19 protein-coding genes and 1 tRNA gene are annotated in these 22,013 nt (G+C 53.6%); 15 read left to right on the top strand and 5 right to left on the bottom strand.

The window, feature by feature from the left end; translation table 11 throughout:
- Positions 1–125 precede the first annotated feature (125 nt).
- Entirely contained in the window at positions 126–818 is a 693-nt protein-coding gene (locus G340_RS0106295; protein WP_020072810.1) for a 5'-methylthioadenosine/adenosylhomocysteine nucleosidase, read from the bottom strand.
- A gap of 214 nt (positions 819–1,032) precedes the next feature.
- Between G340_RS0106295 and G340_RS0106300 the strand changes: the two genes are divergently transcribed.
- The 9 genes from G340_RS0106300 to G340_RS0106340 all read left to right on the top strand — a co-directional run bounded on the left by G340_RS0106300 (position 1,033) and on the right by G340_RS0106340 (position 11,247).
- The gene (locus tag G340_RS0106300; RefSeq protein WP_020072811.1) at positions 1,033–1,779 is read left to right on the top strand and encodes an N-acetylmuramoyl-L-alanine amidase family protein; all 747 of its coding nucleotides are present in this window, start codon (positions 1,033–1,035) and stop codon (positions 1,777–1,779) included.
- A gap of 479 nt (positions 1,780–2,258) precedes the next feature.
- Positions 2,259–4,043, top strand: a complete 1,785-nt coding sequence (locus G340_RS16465) for a DEAD/DEAH box helicase (RefSeq protein ID WP_020072812.1) — start codon at positions 2,259–2,261, stop codon at positions 4,041–4,043.
- 68 nt (positions 4,044–4,111) lie between these two features.
- Positions 4,112–5,197, top strand: coding sequence for an A/G-specific adenine glycosylase (gene mutY / locus G340_RS0106310; protein WP_027103890.1), 1,086 nt, complete (start codon positions 4,112–4,114; stop codon positions 5,195–5,197).
- A 159-nt stretch (positions 5,198–5,356) separates the two neighbouring features.
- On the top strand, positions 5,357–6,748 hold the full coding sequence (murD, locus tag G340_RS0106315; RefSeq protein WP_020072814.1) for a UDP-N-acetylmuramoyl-L-alanine--D-glutamate ligase: 1,392 nt from the start codon (positions 5,357–5,359) through the stop codon (positions 6,746–6,748).
- A gap of 84 nt (positions 6,749–6,832) precedes the next feature.
- Complete coding sequence (locus tag G340_RS0106320) at positions 6,833–7,861, top strand: zinc-binding metallopeptidase family protein (protein WP_020072815.1); 1,029 nt, start codon at positions 6,833–6,835, stop codon at positions 7,859–7,861.
- A complete protein-coding gene (locus G340_RS0106325) occupies positions 7,849–8,883 on the top strand; it encodes a M42 family metallopeptidase (protein ID WP_020072816.1) in 1,035 nt (344 codons plus the stop codon). Before G340_RS0106320 ends, G340_RS0106325 begins: the two co-directional genes overlap by 13 nt.
- A complete protein-coding gene (locus tag G340_RS0106330) occupies positions 8,880–9,641 on the top strand; it encodes a GNAT family N-acetyltransferase (RefSeq protein WP_020072817.1) in 762 nt (253 codons plus the stop codon). Before G340_RS0106325 ends, G340_RS0106330 begins: the two co-directional genes overlap by 4 nt.
- Before the next feature lie 106 nt (positions 9,642–9,747).
- A complete protein-coding gene (locus G340_RS0106335) occupies positions 9,748–11,022 on the top strand; it encodes a methionine gamma-lyase family protein (RefSeq protein ID WP_020072818.1) in 1,275 nt (424 codons plus the stop codon).
- Positions 11,023–11,163: 141 nt separating this feature from the next.
- Positions 11,164–11,247 (top strand) — tRNA-Leu (locus G340_RS0106340).
- A 94-nt stretch (positions 11,248–11,341) separates the two neighbouring features.
- Here G340_RS0106340 and G340_RS0106345 read toward each other — a convergent pair.
- Complete coding sequence (locus G340_RS0106345) at positions 11,342–11,623, bottom strand: DUF4368 domain-containing protein (RefSeq protein WP_326522352.1); 282 nt, start codon at positions 11,621–11,623, stop codon at positions 11,342–11,344.
- Positions 11,624–11,774: 151 nt separating this feature from the next.
- Between G340_RS0106345 and G340_RS17830 the strand changes: the two genes are divergently transcribed.
- Both G340_RS17830 and G340_RS17455 read left to right on the top strand, forming a co-directional pair.
- Entirely contained in the window at positions 11,775–11,912 is a 138-nt protein-coding gene (locus G340_RS17830; protein WP_020072820.1) for a hypothetical protein, read from the top strand.
- A 113-nt stretch (positions 11,913–12,025) separates the two neighbouring features.
- The gene (locus tag G340_RS17455; protein ID WP_020072821.1) at positions 12,026–12,661 is read left to right on the top strand and encodes a helix-turn-helix domain-containing protein; all 636 of its coding nucleotides are present in this window, start codon (positions 12,026–12,028) and stop codon (positions 12,659–12,661) included.
- A 93-nt stretch (positions 12,662–12,754) separates the two neighbouring features.
- Here the strand turns inward: G340_RS17455 and G340_RS0106360 are convergent, their stop codons facing one another.
- The 3 genes from G340_RS0106360 to G340_RS0106370 all read right to left on the bottom strand — a co-directional run bounded on the left by G340_RS0106360 (position 12,755) and on the right by G340_RS0106370 (position 16,518).
- Positions 12,755–14,128 carry an acyl-CoA thioester hydrolase/BAAT C-terminal domain-containing protein gene (locus tag G340_RS0106360; protein WP_326522337.1) on the bottom strand — a complete coding sequence of 458 codons (1,374 nt, stop codon included), beginning with the start codon at positions 14,126–14,128 and terminating at the stop codon, positions 12,755–12,757.
- The gene (locus G340_RS0106365; protein WP_020072823.1) at positions 14,079–14,543 is read right to left on the bottom strand and encodes a MarR family winged helix-turn-helix transcriptional regulator; all 465 of its coding nucleotides are present in this window, start codon (positions 14,541–14,543) and stop codon (positions 14,079–14,081) included. The genes G340_RS0106360 and G340_RS0106365 overlap by 50 nt, the downstream gene beginning before the upstream one ends.
- Positions 14,544–14,892: 349 nt before the next feature.
- The gene (locus G340_RS0106370) at positions 14,893–16,518 is read right to left on the bottom strand and encodes a SulP family inorganic anion transporter (protein WP_020072824.1); all 1,626 of its coding nucleotides are present in this window, start codon (positions 16,516–16,518) and stop codon (positions 14,893–14,895) included.
- Positions 16,519–17,146: 628 nt separating this feature from the next.
- Between G340_RS0106370 and rsmH the strand changes: the two genes are divergently transcribed.
- The 4 genes from rsmH (at position 17,147) to G340_RS0106395 (ending at position 21,738) form a co-directional block, all read left to right on the top strand.
- Positions 17,147–18,196, top strand: a complete 1,050-nt coding sequence (rsmH, locus tag G340_RS0106375) for a 16S rRNA (cytosine(1402)-N(4))-methyltransferase RsmH (RefSeq protein ID WP_020072825.1) — start codon at positions 17,147–17,149, stop codon at positions 18,194–18,196.
- A 147-nt stretch (positions 18,197–18,343) separates the two neighbouring features.
- On the top strand, positions 18,344–20,569 hold the full coding sequence (gene recQ / locus G340_RS0106385; RefSeq protein ID WP_020072827.1) for a DNA helicase RecQ: 2,226 nt from the start codon (positions 18,344–18,346) through the stop codon (positions 20,567–20,569).
- Between the two features lie 96 nt (positions 20,570–20,665).
- The gene (locus tag G340_RS17070; protein ID WP_326522353.1) at positions 20,666–20,965 is read left to right on the top strand and encodes a DUF3788 family protein; all 300 of its coding nucleotides are present in this window, start codon (positions 20,666–20,668) and stop codon (positions 20,963–20,965) included.
- 2 nt (positions 20,966–20,967) lie between these two features.
- Entirely contained in the window at positions 20,968–21,738 is a 771-nt protein-coding gene (locus tag G340_RS0106395) for a GNAT family N-acetyltransferase (protein ID WP_020072828.1), read from the top strand.
- Positions 21,739–22,013: the final 275 nt, after the last annotated feature.

The following is a 22,013-nucleotide window of genomic DNA, read 5'->3' on the forward strand; positions in this document are numbered from 1 at the left end:
GAACCGGGAACGGGAGAGATCATGCAGAATCCTTTGCACAAACGGCAGGCCGCGGTTCGTGCGCCCCCGCCGGGGACGCAGGGCCCGTTTTTTATAACCGCGGGATTTGCGCCGGCGCAAAAGAATCAGGATAGCTCGGGAAGAATGCGGCACAGCAGGTCGATCCCGCGCTGGGCCGCGATTGGGGCGAACGTGGTGTAGTCCATTTTCGCGTCGTCGTCCGCGTTGTCTGAAATCGTGCGCAGCACGACAAAGTCCACGTTGTTTACATGGCATACCTGCCCCACGGCGGCGCCCTCCATTTCGCAGGCCAGCGCGCCGAAGTCGCGGCCCAGCTCGTGCAGCTTTGCCGAATCGCAGATAAACTGGTCGCCCGTGGCGATCACGCCCGTATGTACCGCGCCCTTGTAAACCTCCGGGGCCGTTCGCCCGAGCAGCTGAACCAGCTTTTCTGAAGCGGGAATCTCGATCAGCCCGATGCCGGATAAATAGCCGCGCTTATCTCCCAGTGGGGAGGTGTCCATATCGTGCTGTACCACGGCGGTGGAAATCACCAGATCGCCGATGTGAATACCCGCGCCGATTCCGCCCGCCACTCCGCTGTTAATCACCAGACGGGGCTGGTAGTGGGTGATCATCAGCTGGGTGCACAGTGCGGCGTTCACCTTGCCGGGATTGCAGTGCGCGACGACGCATTCCACGCCGGACAGCATTCCCCTGCTGAACTGCAAACCCGCCAGGTTTTCCGTCTGCGAATTTTGCAGCCTGCTTTTCAGTCCCTCAACTTCAATGGGCATCGCGCCGATAATTCCGATCATTTGCGTTCTCCTTCACCGGATGAGAATCCGTCGTTTTCTTTTGATTATAAAAGATTTGTTCCCGAAAAGCAACGGCTGCCGCGGGCGCTCCCCGCATTTTCTGTAAATTCCTAAAAACGCGCGTAATATAATTCTTTCAAATAATTATATTACGCGAACGAGCCGATATAATAAAATGAAGTGTATCTTGTTGTGTTTACAGGGGGAAGTGACCATGCTGAAACGAATGATAAGCCTTCTGCTCACTGCGGGAATGCTGTTCTGTATGGGGAGCGCGCAGGCGTTTGCCGCCGAAGCGCCGCAGACAGTCGGCAGCGAAGCGTTTATGAAGTCGCGCACCAGAGTGGAGCAGCCCGCGTTCCGGGTGTATCTCAGCCCGTCGCCGCAGTATTATAATCTGTATCCCGATGGGAAAACCGAAGAGGATTATATGCGGCAGATCGCCAACTGGATGGCCCAGTATCTGCACGAATATGGCATTGAAACCATCATTGCGCCGTCGAGCGCACAGGTTCCCGCAAGCGAGTGGGGCACGATGCTGCAGGCGCGCGCGGAACAGGCCGCGCAGAACAACTGTACCCTGTATCTTTCCATCCACTCCAACGCCGCGCCGGAGGCGCTCTCCGGGCAGTATAACGGCTGTTTCATTTACTATCAGACCAATTTGCCCATGAGCGGGCTCTGGGCCCAGATTGTAAAAGATAATTTCATTTACCCCGAGAAAGATAAGATCAAGCTGGCGAACAACCAGACCTTAACGGAGATGGCTTACCCCGAAATGCCTGCGCTGCTGGTACAGACGGCGTTCCACGATTACCCGCGCGATGCGGACTGGATTATGCACAACACACAGCGGATCGCCGCGAATCTTTCGTATTCCATCGCGCAGTATCGCAAAGAATATTACGGCGTACCGATTCAGGAGATCACAAACCCTTATTTGGCAATTCCGTTTTTATAATCGGATCACCGCCACACAGAGAAGCGGCCGGCCAGACGCCGGCTGTTTTTGTGCGGAGAATCGGGTGGCTCCGGTGGCCTCTTTTCTGTATTCGGCCGAAGCCGAAAGGGGGAGAAAGCACGGGGCAGAGAGATCGCCGGGGCGGTTGGTCTTGCTTTCCACCCCAAAGAGCGGTATAATAATCTATTATCCGGCAAAATAACAGCCGGAGAGAGCCGGTGTTTTAAAGCGGTAAACCGCGTGCCGCTTGCGGCCGCTTTCTCTGTCTATTAGAACCTCACGCCGTTCGCAGCGGCTGAAAGAGCTTTGAAACTTGAAGCGGGGGAATATGCCTGCCGCTTGAGGATGAATCATTTGGTTCCCGCCGCCCGTAAAAGCGAGGGGCATCTGATTCCCATTTATAGATTCAGAAGAGGAAGGGCCGGGCCAACGCCTCATGGGCGGGTCAGCGGCTTTTTAGGAAGGAATTAAACAGTATTATGAATTTTCAGGAACTCAATTTGATTGCGCCTATTTTGAAAGCACTGCAGGAGGAGCAGTACGAGGCGCCGTCTCCCATTCAGGAAAAAGCGATTCCGCCCGCCCTTTTAGGCCGGGATGTATTGGGCTGCGCACAAACGGGAACCGGTAAAACGGCCGCGTTTGCCGTGCCGATTCTGCAAAGGCTGAACGCGCAGCCGCCCGTGCCCAAGGGGCAAAAGCGCGCCATTCGCTCGCTGATTCTCACCCCGACGCGCGAGCTTGCCATTCAAATCGGCGAAAGCCTGCACGCCTACGGCAGATATTTGCCTCTGCGCAGCGAGGTGATTTTCGGCGGCGTTTCGCAGGTGCCGCAGGTAAACAGCCTGAACAGAGGAGTGGACATCCTTGTTGCGACGCCCGGCCGCCTGAATGATTTGATTCAGCAGGGCTTTATCGATTTGGGCGCGGTTCAGATCTTTGTTCTGGACGAGGCCGACAGAATGCTCGACATGGGCTTTATTCACGACGTAAAGCGCGTGATCACCCATCTGCCCCGGCAAAAGCAAACGCTGTTTTTCTCTGCAACCATGCCGCCCGAAATTACCGAGCTGGTGGATTCTCTGCTTGTAGACCCCTTTAAGGTGGCGGTCGCGCCGGTTTCCTCCACAGCGGAGGCGATCGAGCAGTCCGTGTATTTTGTGGACAAGGGCAATAAGCCGAAGCTGCTCATCGAGCTGCTCAAGCACGCCGAAATCGAGTCGGCATTGGTGTTTACGCGCACCAAGCACGGAGCCGACCGTGTGGCTCGCGAGCTTGTCCGCGCGAAGATTCAGGCGCAGGCCATTCACGGCAACAAGTCGCAGACGGCGCGCCAGCAGGCTCTTTCCAGCTTTAAAGCCCGCCAGATTCGCGTTCTGGTGGCGACTGATATCGCCGCCCGCGGCATCGACATCGACGAGCTGTCCCATGTTATCAACTACGATCTGCCGAACGTGCCCGAAACATATGTGCACCGCATTGGCCGTACCGGCCGCGCGGGGCTCGACGGAACGGCGATCTCGTTCTGCAACATCGATGAAAAGCCGTATCTGAAAGACATCGAAGCGCTGATCGGCAAGCCGGTTCCCGTTGTGGAGGATCACCCTTACCCGATGCAGGTATTCACGCTGACGCCGCCGAAGCAGCCAACGCCGCGCCCGCAGCGTGCACAGCAGCCACAGCACCGCGAAAAGCAGCGGAGCGAGGGCACCCAGCGGCAGGAGCGTCCGCGCCAGGCGGAGAAGGCGAACGATGCGCCGAAGCGGCAGGCGCAGCCGAAGTCGGCTGCAAAAACAAAGCAGCGAAAGGTGCGTAAGGATGCCGCGGTCCGCCCGGCGCAGGCGGGGCGGACGGAATCCGCCGAAAAACCTGCGCAAAAGCAGGCTGCCGAGCCCAAAAGGCAGGCGGTCAAAGCGCCGCGTACGCCCAAACCCGAACCTGCGGCCAGACGAGCGCAGCAGGAGCCTGCCGCCGTAAAAACGGAGCCGCGCGCAGCCAGGGAGCAAAGCGCAGCGAAGCCCCCCGAAAAGCGTGAAGCCGCGGCAAAAGACGCGGCCCGCCGCGCCCCTAGGGAACAGCTGGAGCGTCAGCCGGAGCAAGAACGCCGTAGCGCACCTGCCCCGGAAAAGAAAGAGGATTACCTCACCTCTCTGGGCCCGCGCAAAAAGGGCGAGCCGCCGCGCCCCCTGCTGACCAGGGAACACACGTCGAAAAAGCCTGCGGACCAGTTTTTGTCCGACAAACCGTATTTCCGGAAGGGATAAGTCGTTTTTCTGCGGAAAATATAAAACGGAGATCATCAGCCGGCAGAACACAGCTTCTGCCGGCTGTTTTGGCAGAAAGGGGTACCACATTGAACGCATCGCCCGATCTAAATAGAATTGTTCAGCCGCTTCTTTCCTGGTACGGCCGGGCGGCCCGCGTGCTGCCGTGGCGGGAAAATCCGCAGCCGTACCGCGTGTGGGTATCTGAAATCATGCTGCAGCAAACGCGGGTGGAAGCGGTAAAGCCCTATTACGAGCGCTTTTTGTCGGCCCTGCCCACGGTGGAAGCGCTTGCCGGCGCGCCGGAGGAGCTGCTGCTCAAGCTCTGGGAGGGCCTTGGGTATTACAACCGCGTGCGCAATCTGCAGCGCGCCGCGCTCGTAATGAAAGAGCGGTACGGCGGGCAGGTTCCCGCATCGTTTGAAGCGCTTCTGGCTCTGCCGGGCTTTGGCGAATATACGGCGGGCGCGGTGGCCTCCATCGCATTCGGGATTCGCGTTCCCGCGGTGGACGGCAACGTGCTGCGCGTGATCTCGCGCCTGACGGCCGACCGCCGCGATATGAAAGACGCCGCGGTAAAGCGTCAGATCACCGGGGCAGTGCGCGAAATACTGCCCGAACGGGCGGGGGATTTCAATCAGTCGCTGATGGAGCTCGGCGCTACCGTCTGCCTGCCGAACGGCGCGCCGCTGTGCCTGCTGTGTCCCTTAAACGGCCTGTGTGCCGCTTACCGGCAAGGGATAGCCGCCGAGCTGCCGGTGAAAACAGCGAAGCGCCCCCGAGCAATAGAGGAGCGCACGGTGTTCCTCCTGTGTACGGAGGATCGGGTGGCGCTGCGCCGACGGCCGGCGAAGGGGCTTTTGGCCGGGCTGTGGGAGCTTCCCGGCGTGCCGGGGGTATTTTCCCCCGAGGGGGCCGAGGATCAGCTGCGTGAATGGGGCCTTTCGGAATTTATCTTGCAGCCTCTGCCCAAGGCAAAGCACATCTTTACGCACCGCGAATGGCACATGACGGCGTATGCCGTCCGCGTTTCGCGCCCGTTCGGGGAGTTTGTCTGGGCGACGTATCGGGAGCTTTTGGAGGAATACGCGCTGCCCTCCGCCTTTAAATCTTACGCGGACATGCTGAAAGATTGGATTTCGGTTGATATTTAAAAATCTGGTTAGTATAATATGGTAGAAGCAGTCTACTTTATGATAAAAAAACAGCGGCTGCTTTCCCCGCTTTTGCCGGGGCGAGCAGCGCATACTATCGTTTCAAATAAAAGTGAGGCGGAAGCGAAAACCGAGTGAGAGAAGCGGGGGCGTATGGGAATGGACAGCAGGGTACGAACCTTTTTTGAGGGATTGCAAGGAAAAAAAGTGGCCTTCTGCGGGATCGGCGGGAGCAATCTGCCGCTGATCCGGATTTTTTTGGAGCATGGCGCCACGGTGCAGGCGCGCGACCGGCGGCAAAGGGAGCAGCTGGGCGATACGGCACGGCAGCTCGAGGAACTGGGCGCGGAGCTTTGCCTGGGTGAGGACTATTTAAAGAACCTGGATGCGGATGTGATTTTCCGCACGCCGGGGATGAAGTTTTTTCTGCCGGAGCTGGATCAGGCCAGAAAAGAGGGGCGGGCCGTCACGTCGGAGATGGAAGTGTTCTTCGACCTCTGCCCGTGCAAAATCTATGCGGTGACCGGCAGCGACGGCAAAACCACCACCACTACCATCATTTCAAAGCTGCTTGAGTCTGCGGGGAAGAAAGTGCATCTTGGCGGGAACATTGGCAAGCCCCTGCTGCCCGAAATCACTTCCATTGAACCGGGGGACGTGGCGGTGGTGGAGCTTTCCAGCTTTCAGCTGATTTCGATGCGCAAAAGCCCCGATGTGGCGGTGGTGACGAACGTTTCGCCGAATCATCTGGATATCCATAAGGACATGACGGAGTACGTGGAGGCTAAAAAGAACATCGTGCGGCACCAGAACGCGTTCAGCAGCGCGGTCATCAACGCGGACAACGCCATTGCCGCCGGCTTTGCGGAATCCGTGCGCGGGCAGGTGCGCCTGTTCAGCCGCCGTCGGGCCAGTGTCTATGGGGCCTGGCTGCGAGAGGACGGGATGATTTTGGCGGGCGATACCGAAATCATGCCCGCCTCCGACATTCTGCTCCCCGGAATGCACAATGTGGAAAATTACCTGGCGGCGATTTCCGCCGTTTGGGGAGAGGTGGACGCCGAGTCTATCCGCAAGGTCGCGAGGGAATTTTCCGGCGTTCAGCACCGCATGGAGCTGGTGCGCGAGCTCGGCGGCGTCAAATATTACAACGATTCCATCGGCACCAGCCCCACCCGAACCATCAGCGGAACTCTGTCCGTCTATCCGGATAAGATCATCCTGCTTGCGGGCGGGTACGACAAGCATCTTCCGTTTGAAGAGCTGGGCAAGGCGATCGTGGAAAAGGTAAAGCTGCTCATCCTGATGGGCCAGACGGCGGATAAGATTGAAGAGAGCGTGAAAGCGGCGCCCGAGTACCAGCCCGGCCGGCCAGAGATTCTGCGGGTGGGCGGAATGGAGGAGGCTGTGCTGGCCGCTTACAAGGCGGCAAAGAGCGGCGACATCGTGTCGCTTTCGCCGGCCTGCGCAAGCTTTGACCAATATACAAGCTTTGAGGTGCGTGGCTACCACTTTAAACAGCTGGTGAACGCGCTGCCGGGAACAAAATGAGATTGCGGCTTTCCCCCGCCAAAGGCGGGGGAAAGCCGGGTTTTGATCTTTTACAGGAAGTTTACGAGAGAAAGAGGAATCAGCATGGAACATTTGCAGGAGCTCCTGTTTCGCCTTTGCTCCGCGCCCGGGATGTCCGGTGCGGAGGCAGCCGCCGTGAAGGCGGCGGAACGGGAGCTGAAACAATACGGGGCCATTTCTTACGATCCGCTGGGGAACCTTGTCTGCCAAATGGGCAATGCGGGGGCAAAGCGGCGGATTCTGCTGGACGCGCACATCGACCAGATCGGCCTTCTGGTGGCAGGCATCACCGAGAGGGGCTTTCTGCGCCTGGCCGCCTGCGGCGGCGTGGATCGCCGCGCCCTGCCCGGCACCTCGGTGACGGTATTCGGCCGCGAGCTTTTGCGCGGCGTGGTGTGCTGCCTGCCGCCGCATCTGGTGGAGGGCGGCGAGGAAAAGGTGGAGCCGGTTGACAAAATGTACGTGGATGTCGGCTTGAGCAGGGAAGAAGCGGAACGCCTGGTCACTCCGGGCGATCGGATTTTGTGGGAGATCACGCCCCGCGCTCTTTTGAATGGCAGGTTTACCGCTGCCGGGCTTGACAACCGCGCGGGTGTGTGTACGATGATCCGCTGTGCGGAGCTGCTGGCGAAAAAAGAGCTGAACTGCTCCGTGACCATCCTGCTCAGCACGCGCGAGGAGGTGGGTGGCCAGGGGGCCAAAACGGGCGCGTTTGCGCATGACCCCACCGAGGCGATCACGGTGGACGTCAGCTTTGCCCGGCAGCCCGGTGTGCCGGAGCGGAAAAGCGGAAAGCTGTCCGCCGGGCCGATGATCGGCATCGCTCCCACGCTCGATCAGCAAATGACCGACGAACTGGTTCGTCTGGCAAAAAAGCGCGAAATACCGTTCCAGTACGAAGTGATGGGCGGCACGACCGGCACGAACGCGGATTCCATCGCAACGGCGCGCTCCGGCGTGCGGTGCGCGCTGGCCTCGGTGCCGCTGCGCTACATGCACACGCCGGTAGAGGTGATCGATACCGTGGACATTGAGAATACGGCGAGGCTTTTGGCCGCGTATATCGGGGAGGGGAACGTATGGCAGATGTAACGCTTTTGCAGCGGCTTTGCGAGCTTCACGGCATTTCAGGCCGTGAGCGGCAGGTGGCCGACGCTGTTTTAGAAGAGATTTCCCCGTTTGCGACCACGGTGCGCAAGGATGCGCTGGGAAACATCATCGCGTTTAAAAAGGGGGCGAAGGAGCCGGCCGTTCGGCTGATGCTCAGTGCCCATATGGACGAGGTGGGCCTGATCGTGACGCACATCGGCGAAAGCGGCCTGCTCAAATTTGCGGAGGTCGGCGGGATCGATCGCCGGGTTCTGTGCGCCAAGCCGGTTCTGGTGGGCGGAACGGTTCCGGGGGTCATCGGCGCAAAGCCGATTCATCTGCTCGAAGGGGAAGAGAAGGGCAAATCAGTGCCTGTTTCAGATCTGTACATTGATATCGGTGCCAAGGACAAGGCCGACGCGGAACGCTATGTCTCGCCCGGGGATTTTGTTGTATTCGACGCGGGATTCCACCGCGGGTGCGGTACGATCCTTTCCCGTGCGCTGGATGACCGCGCGGGCTGCGCCATTTTGATCGATATGATCAGGGAAGAGCTTCCGTATGACATGACCTTCGTGTTCTGCGTGCAGGAGGAGGTCGGTCTGCGCGGCTCGGCAGTCGCGGCCTATACGGTCGATCCGCAGGCGGCGATTGTGGTGGAGACCACCACCGCGGGCGACATTGCCGGTGTGGAGCCGGAGCGGCAGGTGTGCCATGTGGGGCAGGGGCCGGTGCTTTCCTTTATGGACCGCCGCACGATTTATGACAAGCCCTATTTTGATTTGGCCATGAGGCTTGCCGAAGAACAGGAGATTCCCTGCCAGACAAAGCAGGCGGTAGCGGGGGGCAACGACGCGGGCGCGATTCACACGGTGCGCGGCGGCGTGAGAACCATCGCGGTCTCGATCGCGTGCCGGTATTTGCACGGCCCCGCGAGCCTGATCGCCGAGCAGGATTACCACGACACCGAGCGTCTGGTACGCGGACTGGCGGCGCGCATCGCAGCTGGAGAGGGCGCGCAGTGATTCGTCTGGTCACGGAAAAAGAGCTTCCTCTGCTGGAGCGCTTTTGTGAGGGCAGCCCGTTTGGGTGCAAAATTGCGGGCTTGCAGCGGGCGTATGGCCTTTTGCTGCCGTTTGCCCGCTTCTGGGTACAAACAGACGAGCACGGAAAAATCACCGCCGCCGTATCCTCGCTGGACGGCGCCTCGGTTCTGCATTTGAAAAGCACGGCGGATGGGGACGAGCTGAAAGAATTCCTGTCCGCCGCCGGGTGCCGTACTCTTCTCTGCGGGGAGAGCGCGGCACATGCTCTGTATGGAGCGCCAAACAGAGCGGGAGAAGTGTTCGTTTGCTCCGCGGACCTGGAAGAATCCGTGACGGCGGGCGGCGCAAAACTGCTGGAGGAAGTGCCGGTTCGCGCGCTGTTTTCCCTGCTGTGCGAGTGCGGGGAGCAGAGGGCCGGGCAGTTTGAACCGTTTTATCTGGATGTTTCCCATCGCGTGCGCCACGGGGCGTGCTTGACGCAAGGGGCATATTTTTCGGACAGGCCGGTCGCCTGCGCCATGGCCGGCAGCATTACAAAAACAGATGCCGTTTTGTCGGCGGTAGCGGTACATCCCGATTTTCGCCGAAGGGGACTTGGCGGCGCGGTCGTCCGGGCGCTGCTTTTGCGTCTGTCGCCCAGAGCGGTGTATGTGCTGTGCGAAAATGAGCGGGCCGCGCTGTTTTACCGGTCGCTGTCCTTTTCTCCGGCGGGCCGGTGGGCCGAGCTGGATTTTTAGTATCCGCCGCCGATCCGGGCAGGCGGCGGCCGGATGCGAAAACCGGTCAATCGCGGGATCGTCCGCAGGGCGACCCGTCATTCAGAAACATAAGGGAGCAAACAGTATGATAAACCATCCGTTTTTTCAGTTGGACGATAGAATCCTCTCCGCGTCTGAGCAGGCGATGCAGCGGCTTGAGCCGGTAATTCGCCGGATCGACGAGGTTGCCGGCTACAACCAGCAGAAAATGCTCGCGGCGTTTAACCGCGCGCGGGTGAGCGAAAGCCATTTTGTCGGCACGACCGGCTACGGCTATGGCGACCGCGGCCGCGACGTGCTCGATGAGGTGTACGCCTATGCGCTTGGAGCGGAGGATGCTCTGGTGCGCGCCAACTTCGTCAGTGGTACGCATGCGCTTACGGTCGCGCTGTTCGGTGTGCTGCGCCCTGGCGATACGATGCTCAGTGTAACGGGGATTCCCTACGATACCCTGCGCGGCGTGCTGGGAATCACCGGCAACGGCAACGGCTCTCTCAAGGAATTCGGCGTAAAGTACGAGCAGCTCGACCTAAAGGAGGACGGCACGCCGGACTATGAAGAAATGGAGCGTCGGATTCGTCCCGGCCTTAAAATGGTGTATATTCAGCGTTCGCGTGGGTACAGCCTGCGCCCGTCGCTGTTCATAGAGGATATTGAGCGCATTGCTAAAATCGCCAAGCGCCGCGCCCCCGGGTGCATTGTGATGGTGGACAACTGCTACGGCGAGTTTGTCCAGATGGAAGAGCCCACCCAGCGCGGCGCGGATTTGATGGCGGGCTCCCTGATCAAAAACCCCGGCGGAGGCATCGCGCCTACCGGCGGCTATATCGCAGGCCGGCGCGATTTGGTGGAAAGCTGCTCCTACCGCCTGACGACGCCCGGCACTGGCCGCGAGATCGGCTGTACTCTCGGCAATAACCGCGAATTATTCCTCGGTGCGTTCCACGCACCGAATGTGACGGGGGAGGCGCTGAAAACCGCAGCCTTTGCGTCGGCGCTCTTTTCCAGCCTGGGGTATGATGTGACTCCGAGTTGGGACGAAGCGAGAGCAGATATTATTCAGGCGGTGCTGCTGCGGGAGAAGGAGGCGCTAATCGCGTTCTGCCGCGGGATTCAGAAGGGAGCCCCTGTCGATTCCTTCGTGACGCCCGAACCGTGGGATATGCCCGGCTATGACTGCGAGGTCATCATGGCCGCTGGCGCGTTTACGCTCGGCGCTTCCATCGAGCTTTCAGCGGATGCGCCCCTGCGCGAACCGTTTGCAGTTTGGATGCAGGGCGGGCTGAACTTCCACAGCGGCAGGCTGGGCGCCATGCTGGCGGCGCAGTCTATGCTGGAACAGGGCATCCTGCCTCTCTGATTTTGAGAGAGAAAGCAACAATTTCATACGCGTTTGGACTATTTTCAGGCGCGTATGAAAGTTTCTCTTGCAAAGAATTCGTGCTTTGGTTATAATATATAAGTTCTTTGGGCAGAATGATCGATTCGCTTTTCATCGTACGCGGGCGTGGCGAAATTGGCAGACGCGCCAGATTTAGGTTCTGGTATCTTCGATGTGCAGGTTCAAGTCCTGTCGCCCGCACCAGTATGAATGCACATAACGGGCATAGACTGTCCTATATAAGAAAGTAGTTACCGCTACTTCTTACGAAAACGATGTGCATTTGAGAGAGAGAAAATCACACGGCTTTGGCGGTGTGGTTTTCTTTTTGTCTGCCAAAGCTGTTTTTGTATGGTGCCAGTTCATACAACATTGGCATTTCGACCGTTCTAATAAAATTAAAATAAAAATCAACCTTCTGTGTTTTGCCTTCTGCCGTTTCCTCGCGGTGGTGCACCACGATTTTGTCAATATAGTGCCGCAAGACTTCTGGCGTAAGCTCGTTGATGGCGGTGTACTTGCGAACCATTTTTAGAAATCTGTTTACGTCCATTTGGTGCGCATTGTCGCTATCCACCACCTTTTGCAATGCCGCAGCTTTCGCATCCAGCTCCGCTTGCTCGTCTGTGTAACTTAATGATTTCTTTAGGATGGAGTGATATAATATCTTTAAATAATCAAATTATATAGAATTTTATTTTTTTAAATATTAAATATTCGGAGGTTCAGCAATGTTGCAATTATTTGATGTTTCTTTAACCCAAATGGGATTATCCCAAAGGGGATTTCATATGCACGATTGCAGGATAACCAATGCCTTTTTATCTGATCAGACTCTGACCTTTGAATTTGATGATTTTGGAATATAAAACGGTTTGAACGGTTATGTAAAAGAATTTTGACAACCCATTTTGCTACTGTAAAAGCATATTGATGGACAAGTGAGTCTTTTTTTGGCATCATTTTGACAGGAGGTGGTTCTATGAACATAGGAAAAAAACTCAAGGAGGCCCGAATGCAGCATGGCTTTACACAAGAAAGAATTTCTGATGAAATTCAAGTATCCAGACAGACAATTTCAAATTGGGAGAATGAAAAATCATACCCCGATATCATCAGTATCATTAAACTAAGCGACCTTTACGAAATTAGCCTTGATGAACTGCTTAAGGGCGATGATGAAATAATAAATCATCTTGATAAATGTACAAATACTGTGAAAAGCAATAGAAAACTGAGTATCATCGTAATGATTAGTCTGATCGTAATTGCTGCCCTTCTAATTTTTATGGGTGATCGTAGCAGCATATTGATTTGGGTGACAATGTTATTGGAATTTGGTTTGCTTTGCGTAGTGGGTTTTTCCGATGCACCTGAAGTCAGTAAGCACATTAGAATTGCGAGCCGAGTTCTGATGATTATTTTTGTACTTATCTATTTAGGATTAGTGGTTGTTTGTGGTTTGGCAGCTTTTGATGCCTTTCAATCGGGACGTTCCGAAACAGGCATTAAACTGTTGATTACAGGTGTTCTGGTTGCAGTCTGTGTGTACTTTTTAATCATCAGCAAGTTGATAAAAATACTAACACAGGGCAGGAGTAGCAACAGGAGTATGTGAATATCACTACAGATGAACTTCGAGTGTTCATAACGACAAAACAGGCTGATGATATCAGCCTGTTTTGTTTTGCAACTTGAGCGCATAAGGCTGTTATGCATTATGACCCCATTTGTCCAAAAAAACTGTTGTCTGTTTCCAACTCTCAAGACATGCTTTTTTCCATTCTTCTAGATAGCCATTGCATTTCTTCAAACTTGAGATTGATTGATATGGTAAAGTGAGCATATGCCCAGCTTTTTCATATGTACAATGCTTGTAAAGGTTCTGAAAATTTTTATTATGCAATCTATTTACAGCTGTTTGACAATGTAGTAGAGACGGCCATATTGCGTCAGCTTGCGAGGAAAGAAACAAAATCGGGCCGTTGATCTTTTCTACAGCGATGTCGGCTTTATCCGTCTGGGCACCCGCGATTACCTGCTGATACATCCACCGTACAAGGTCTTTTTTTCCCAACATTTTTTTAATGATCATCCGAAGCAAAATTATAAAGGAAAATTTCAGGAACGGAAATTCATCTCCGCGATAAGTCCACGATGATTGCTGAGAGGGCATTCCGTTTTTTAGCCCTTCATAAACATAACAGCTCGGCGTGTTCGCAACCACACAGGTAAGATCATGAAAAATTGAGGCTGCTGCGAGAGCAAGCTCTCCACCCTTGGATCGCCCATAGATTCCAATGCGCTTTTCGTCGACGGTATCTTGACTTTTCAGCCAGCCGATGGCTTTCTCTATTATTTCAAGCGGAATGCGATTCAGATTCGGTAAAGTCTCTTCCATTCCGAAATAACAAACCGCCAGCGCAGAGTATCCCCGTCTAGCTAAAACCTCAGCAATGGCCTGAGCTTTTTCAATTCGCCCCTCACTGCCGCTTACAACAATTACGGCAGGTCTTTTCTCGATGACGCCAGGTGTAAAATAGCGTGCAACCAGGCCTTTTTGCACAATGGTTTCGCTCTTTACCGTTTTATCACAGAACTGCCTGATATGCTTTTCAGAGGCCAGAACTTTACCATCAGCTTCTACGGTAAAGAGGATATGATAACTTCGGTTTTCACTCACTTCTGATAATCTTTTGGGCGGCTTTGCTTTACACAGCTTTTTGATTTTCATCGAATAGAAAAGTCCCATTGCATCGCAGGATTGATATGTCCCATCGCTTGGCGCCACATTTCCTAAAGAAAGAAAGCCGTTGTCATCAGCGGTAAAAACTCCATAAGACTCCCAAACTGTATTATGACCCTGCTCCATCATACCGGCGTTGATGCAATAATAATCCTCGCTCACAGCGCGCAGAATAATCTGTTGATTTTTCCGCAGCCCGCTGATTGTAATATCAACCCGTTCGTCGATAAAGGATTTCTCCGGAACGATCTTTATGACACAATTTCTACTCATCTTCATACCTCTTTCATTAATCGATTGGAACCTGCTTGTCATAGCCAAGCCAATCACTTCCGTCATAACTTGCAAGCTTCCTCAAGAGCTTCCATAATGCTTGCAACTCATTCTCATCAAAATCTTTAAATATGCCATCTATATATGAATTGCCTCTTTCGTAATAATTACGCAAAAAGGTTTTGCAACTTTCCGAAACCTGAATTTGAACCGCACGATGATCGGTGTCGCTTTTTCCGATTTTGACAAATCCTTTTCTTTCAAGGACTGTAACAAGCTTTTTGGCGTTTTGTTTCGAGTACCCCATCATGTCGGCAAGTTGGTTATAATTTGCTCTGCCCTCCGGTAAATGTAGGATAGCCAATAACGTCATCCACTGCCGAACCGTAATGTTGTCGTCTAGCTTATCCCCTTCAGTCTGGATTTTATTGGACAGATAAAATATTGTGGAAAAAATTTGCTGCAAATAGTATTGTTTCATATTAGACTCCCAAAAAGACAACTTGTTGTCATTATTATAGCTGCTTTTTTCCCGTTGTCAAGCTTTCAAAGATTTCGGTAATAAATTTTTCTAATATTCGTTTGCATGATGCCGAAAGCCTTATTTTATGTGGGTTCCCGAGTTTGTCGTTATGAACACTCGCACCAAACGCACAAAACCCGAACATTCACTTTATCGGTGAAGCGTTCGGGTTTATGTTTTTATTGAGCTAAAATGAAACGAGGGATGGCCGTAAAAAGCGATCCTTTGTTTGCCGTTTCCGCCAACAAATCCCGCTTGGCTTTCGCCATCGGCTACCATAGAAAAAGCTCTGCTGCGCGGCATTCTTTTATTCTTGAAAATGAGATAAAATAGCGTCCTTTGCGTTGAAGTAATAGGAATCAGAGCCCACCACATCTGTAATCCCGGCACGGTCCAGCATCTCTTTTACTGTTGGCTGAATACTGGAAAACAAGACGGTAACCCCCTTGTTTTGCTGTTCCCGGCAATAATCCAGCAGAAACGCAACGGCGGAGGTGTCAATAAAAGGTACGCCGCGCATAGACAAAATCAGCACATCTGCATCTGCCTGAGCCAGCCCGGTTTCCAACTGCTCCAGTGAGCCGAAAAAGACGGCGCCGGTAATATATACTACCTGAATATGGCGGCTGGCCTCTGTGGGCAGCTCTAACCGTTTGGAATCCAGCTCACTGACAGAAATTTGCAGATTGGAAATATGAATCACAAAGATGGCAATGGAGAACAGCACTCCCACCACAATGGCAATGGTCAGGTCGAACAGCACAGTGGTTAGCATGGTAATCACAAATTTTGAAATGCCGCCTTTGAATTTGTGAATACATAAATACCGTATGCTTTCCCATTCATTCATGCGCCACGCAGTGACCATTAACACACCCGCAAGCGCCGCCATGGGGATTCGGGACATGAGGGGACTGAGTAAAAACATGGACAACAACAGAACCGCACCCTGTATAATGCCGGTTAATCTGCTCTGACAGCCCGATTTAATGGCCACGCTGGTTCGGGCAATGGCTGCCGTGGAAGGAACACCGCCAAAGAAGGGAAGGAACAGATTGCCCACGCCCTGGGCCACCAGCTCCCGGTCGGCATTCATCCGCTCTCCCTTCATACGCCCTGCTGCCGCGCCGCATAACAGGCTTTCAATCATACAAAGTACCGCAATGCTGACGGCGGGCAGTAAAATAACCTCGGGTTCCATCCGCGACAAGGAGGTAAGGGTCAGGCGGCTGGCGTGTATCAGTGTTTGGGGAATCGCGCCTACGGCCTGCACGGGCAGTTCAAATACCGCAGAAAGCACCGTGGCGGTAATCACCGCCGCCAAAGAGCCCGGTACTTTGGCACCCAGTTTGGCAGGCCAGAGGATCATCAGAACAATTACAAACAGTCCAATTGCCAGTGAGTACCAGTTGGGGGTTACTCCCCTGTGCACCATAGAGGCCACACGCTCCAGCGCGTTGTTCCCTGTCAGGGTGACTCCCAATAAATTGCCCACCTGTCCCAGCGCAATGATGATGGCAATACCGGAGGTAAAGCCCGAAATAACAGGGGAGGGTAAAAAATACACCAGGTTCCCCAAATGGAAAAGCCCTGCCAGTATCAGCATAATGCCTGCCAATAAAGACGCAGCAAATAAGGTGTCTAATCCGTAGCGGGACGCCAAAGGAACCAAAATGGCTGTCATGGCGCCGGTGGGGCCAGAGATTTGAAAGGATGCTCCGGAAAGAGCGGAAATAAGAAAGGCAGAAATAATAGCCGTAATCAGGCCGGCCGCGGCATCTGCGCCACTGCCCACACCGAAGGCCAATGCCAGCGGCAAAGCAACAGCCGCAACGGTAATCCCCGAAAGGAAATCCTTGCGCAGCGCTGTGGGCCCATATCCGTTAAACTCTCTTTTTAAATCTGCCGCGTAATCCGTTACCAAGTGAACCAATTGACTCCCTCTTTCTTAAGCTGATCATGTCAATCCAGACCTTTAGAATGATAGCAAAACGCGTAGGGGGTGTCAAATAAACGGCTGTGCCCTTTTACAATAAAATATCAGGCAATGTAAAATGATTCCTACAAGTTTTTACTTTTGTTCTTAACTTATAACGATATCATCCAGACGGTGAAATTAAAAAATAAAAGATGCCCAAAGAAATTTTCACCAATCGTACATTCTTTGGAAAGAACAATGGTTTCACACAAATAGCCTGATTTTTAAAAAAGGACTGCGCAAATACAGAAAAGTCCATGAGATCCAGGTACGGCGCAATACAGAATATGGATTCCCGAACAAGCACACAAACCCCACTTTTATCCATTGTGAAAATTGGCGCATGTGTGAAACAAAAACAAAGATCAGAGGGATTCTTCGGGGCGCTCGGTTGAATAAAAGGATGATATTTAGTATAATAAGACAGCGGTCGGCCAAGTGCCTTTCCCACAAAAATGATTCAGCTGTCGCTTGTAAGCCGTGCAGGAACACCCCTGCGCGGCTTTTCAGAAGGTTATCCCATGAAAATTCGACGCAGTGTAGGAATGAAGCTAAGAATAACAGAAAGGCAGAGAAGCATCCAATGGAGCAGCCAGAGCAGAAGCACCAACGGCGTGTTCGGTACAAAGGAACCCACCCGAGAAACTTTAACGAAAAATACAAGGAACTTCAACCGGAAAAATATGCGGATACCGTAGAGAAGATCATTCAAAAAGGCCATACCCCCGCGGGAATGCATATTTCTATTTGTGTGAAAGAAATACTGGAATTCCTGCAAATCAAACCGGGGCAAACCGGTTTGGACGCAACCCTGGGGTATGGGGGCCACACACTGGAAATGCTCAAGCGCCTGGAATCAAAGGGCCACCTGTACGCCCTGGATGCGGATCCGATTGAATCGGAGAAGACCAAAGAGCGCTTACAGCGTTTGGGGTACGGCCCGGACCTGCTAACGGTAAAGCTGATGAATTTTGCCGATGTGGATCAGGTTGCTGCCGAGGCGGGCCCGTTTGATTTTGTATTGGCGGATTTGGGTTTGTCTTCCATGCAGATCGATAATCCCGACAGAGGGTTCACCTATAAAAAAGAGGGGCCGTTGGATTTGCGGCTGAATCCCGAAAAGGGGATATCCGGCGCGCAGCGCTTAAAAGAGATGACGCGGGAAGAAATAGAGGGGATGCTCGTCGAGAATGCGGATGAACCCTACGCCGCGCAGATCTCGGGCGCGATCGCCTCCCAACAGAAGCGAGGAGTCGATATCTCCACAACGACTCAGCTCCGGCAGGTGGTGGAAGACGCTCTTCGGTTTCTTCCAAAGGATCAGCGCAAAGAAGCGGTTCAAAAATCCTGCCAAAGAACCTTTCAGGCTCTGCGCATTGATGTGAACAGCGAATTTGAAGTGTTGTATGAGTTTTTGGAAAAGCTCCCGAACGTTCTCGCGAAAGGCGGGCGTGTCGCCATATTGTCATTCCATTCGGGAGAGGACAGGCTTGTCAAAAAATCCTTTAAAGCCTTTCTGCGGGAAGGCGTCTACCGTGAGATTTCAACTGAGGTAATCCGGCCGTCGGCAGAGGAATGCAATAGAAACAGCCGCGCCCGCTCAGCAAAATTGAGGTGGGCCGTCAAAGCCTAGCTTTCTGGCCGCCGTGTGATGGCGGATTCGGCTCCTTCCTCCGCCTGCCCCTTCAGTTTCGGACGGGAATGGCGGAGGATAGAAACAGCGGCCCGCTTTTCTTTCAGCTCGATTGTACGCAAAAATAATCAAAAAGGATCTTAAACTATGTTTTCCAAGGAACAAATATTAAAGCAGTATTTTGGGTACACTGGCTTTCGGGAGGGGCAGGAGGCCTTAATTGACCACATCGTTCACGGGGATGACGTTTTAGGGATTATGCCGACCGGCGCCGGCAAGTCCCTCTGCTTTCAAGTCCCGGCCATGCTTTCTGACGGCATTACGATTGTGGTTTCCCCTTTGATCTCACTGATGAAAGACCAGGTGCAGTCTCTGGTCGCGAATGGAATTCCGGCCGCCTACATCAACTCCTCCCTAAGCGTGAATCAGACGCATAAGGCCATTGAGAATGCACGGAACGGGAGATATAAAATCATCTATGTCGCGCCCGAACGGTTGGATGTGGACGACTTTGTCTCATTTGCAAGATCGGCGGGCATCACGATGGTTACGGTGGATGAGGCGCACTGTGTGTCTCAATGGGGACAGGATTTCCGGCCCAGCTACTTAAAGATTACCGAGTTCATTGATAAGCTGCCGAAAAGGCCGGTGATATCCGCATTCACGGCGACGGCCACCCGCGAGGTAAAAGAGGATATCGTCAAAATATTAAGGCTGAACCGGCCTTTTATTGCGGCAACCGGGTTTGACAGAGAAAACCTGTATTTTGAAGTGCAGAAGCCAAAGGACAAATACCGGGCCGTGATCGATTATCTGAAAAGGAACCCGGATAAAAGCGGCATCATCTACTGCGCTACCAGAAAAGCAGTGGAGCAGGTATGCGAGGATTTGCAGAACGATCGTTATAACGCCACACGCTACCACGCCGGGTTATCGGAGTCCGAACGCGCGGCCAATCAGGATGATTTTTTGTACGACAGAAAAACCATTATGGTGGCGACAAACGCGTTCGGCATGGGGATTGATAAGAGCAACGTGAATTTTGTGATCCATTATAACATGCCGAAAAATATTGAGAGTTACTACCAGGAGGCGGGCAGAGCGGGGCGCGACGGCACAAATGCGGACTGCGTTTTGCTCTATGGTGGGCAGGATGTGATCACGAATCAATTTTTAATCGATCACACCAGCGAACAAAATGATCTGGATTCCGAAACCCTGGAGCTCATTAAAGAAAAAGAGCGGGAGCGGCTCAAGCAAATGACCTATTATTGCCATACCATGGATTGTCTGCGGTCGTATATTTTGCGGTATTTCGGCGATCAATCGAGCAATTACTGCGGGAATTGCAGTAACTGCAGGCAGAATTTTGAAACGGTGGACATATTGGATGACAGCAAAAAGATCCTCTCGTGCATCTGCCGGATGCGTGAAAGATACGGCATCCAGATGCTGATCGACACCTTGCGGGGCAGCCGCAGCGAGAGGATACAAACGCTTCATTTGGATCAATTGTCGACCTACGGCATTATGAAAGAGGTTCCGCAGAGCCGGATTCGGGAAATCATCCAATATCTGGTTCTCAACGAATACATTCTCCTTACGAATACCGAATTCCCGGTCGCAAAGCTGGGAGCGAAATACAAGGAGCTTCTCAATTCCGACCAGCCGATCCTGATGAAAGTGATGACCAAATTGGAGCGCGAACAGAAGGAAGCAAAATCCGGGAATTTGAAAGCCAAGCAGTACTACGGGGAGATCGACCAGCAGCTGTTCACAAAGCTGAAAGCGCTGCGGTTCCAGATTGCGGAAGAAAGCAGGGTGCCGTCGTTCGTTGTTTTTTCGGATGCGACACTGCTCGACATGTGCAGAAAAAAGCCGACGGAGAAAGACGGGCTGTTGGCGGTTTCCGGCGTGGGTGAAGTAAAGTTCCAGCGCTACGGCGAACGGTTTTTGAAAATCATATCGGAGCATGGTGCCGCGGCAGCCGGTGCGGCGCTGCCTGCTTCAGCGGATTCCGCGCCGTCCGTTGAGGAGATATGCGAATCTGTCAGGCGGTCGTTTGTTCCGTCTGAAAAAGCTGTTCCGGTTTCGATTCTGGCCGATATGCTCAATTCTTTGCTGCTGCAAAAGGGAGATTACAAGATCACTGCAATTAAGCTGGCAAACTTCTTTATGGAAAAGGGCTTGTTGCAAATGGAAACGGCGGAGGGAAGAAACAACCGGGTTGCGACGGCACTCGGAAAAGAGCATGGCATCGTCACTGTGGAAAAAACCAATTCCGCCGGAAATACTTACAGGCAGAATTTTTATCATCGGCAGGCCCAGCAGTATGCCGCGAACCATATCGAGGAATGGATCGGCGGAGCCTGAAAAAGATTGCAAGGCGGCTCAGTGGGTTGAACCCGTCTGGATCCTCGTGTCTGCGACAGGCTGACATAAGGGTGGCGTTTTACTGTGGAATGGGAAATGCTTTATGGGCCGGGCAGGCAGCCGGGCTGGAACGTGAAATGTCAAAAAAGCCGGGCACTCCCTTTGCCCCCTCTTCCCGATGCAGGGGTTCTTCATCGCGCTGGTCGTGATCGCGCAAAGAAGGAGGAAGCCGCGCTCACCATACCGCTGCGCGGCAGGGATACGCGGGAGCTGTTTTCAAACACGGCTTTCAGCGCGGGCGGCAGATGGCTGATGATCGGCGTGACCAACGCGGCGGTTTTGGAGGACGTTAAGCGCCTGATCCATATCCGAAGAAATATCAAAAAGAAGGTGTAGGGATGGAACGCATCATTGAGGTAACGGCAGACAATATCGAGCGCGAGCATATCTGCTGCGCTATCTCCGATAAAAAGGGCGAAACCTGCGTGTCCTCCAAAAAAGCGTGGATGAAGGACCGCTTTGCGGATGGCCTTGTGTTCCGCAAGCTGGACGCGCGAGGCAAGGTGTTCATTGAGTACATTCCCGCAGAGCGGGCGTGGTGCCCCATCGAGGCCCCGGGGTATATGCACGTCAACTGCTTTTGGGTTTCGGGGCAGTATAAGGGAAAGGGCTACGCCGATCAATTGCTGCGGGAGTGCATTCGGGACGCCGAGTCCAAGGGCTGCCGCGGGATTACGGTGATCGCTTCGGAGAAAAAGCGCCCGTTTCTGTCCGACCCGAATTATCTGAAATACAAAGGCTTTTTGGCGGCAGATACCGCAGCGCCCTTTTTTGTGCTCTACTATCTGCCGTTTAGCGGGGATGCGCCGCTCCCACGGTTCAAGGACTGCGCAAGGCAGGGGAAAATCGGGGAAAAGGGCATGGTGCTGTATTACACCAACCAGTGCCCTCACACTGACAAGTATGTTCCGGTTATCGTGAATCTTGCCAGGGAGCGCGGCGCAGAAATCAGTGTTCACAAACTGGAGACGACCGGGCAGGCGCAGTCCGCGCCCACGCCGTTTACCACCTATGGCTTTTTTTATGACGGTGAATTCGTGACCAATGAAATTTTCAGCGCCGCAAAATTTGAAAAGTTTCTGGATCAGCACGGGGTTTCGTTCGGATAAAAGCAGGGCCGCAGCGTCATAAAAACGCCGCGGCCCTGCTTTTATTTTGCGCATCGGTTGGATGTGTCAGGGTTGCGTCAGGTTCGATAAAACACCGGCACGCAATCTTAAATTGCGCCGGCGGGCGGGTGCTTGTCTTTTTACAGGCCAGGGGCAAGCACACCCTTGCGGACATGGTTGTTTTCTGTTTCGCAGGTGAATCAGGGAGCGGGGCGGTTTCCCATAGAGAAATCTTTGGTGTTATTGTATTGGATCAATGTGAACTTGGAAACAGA

Source organism: Faecalispora sporosphaeroides DSM 1294, assembly GCA_000383295.1.
Classification (GTDB): Bacteria; Bacillota; Clostridia; order Oscillospirales; family Acutalibacteraceae; genus Faecalispora; species Faecalispora sporosphaeroides.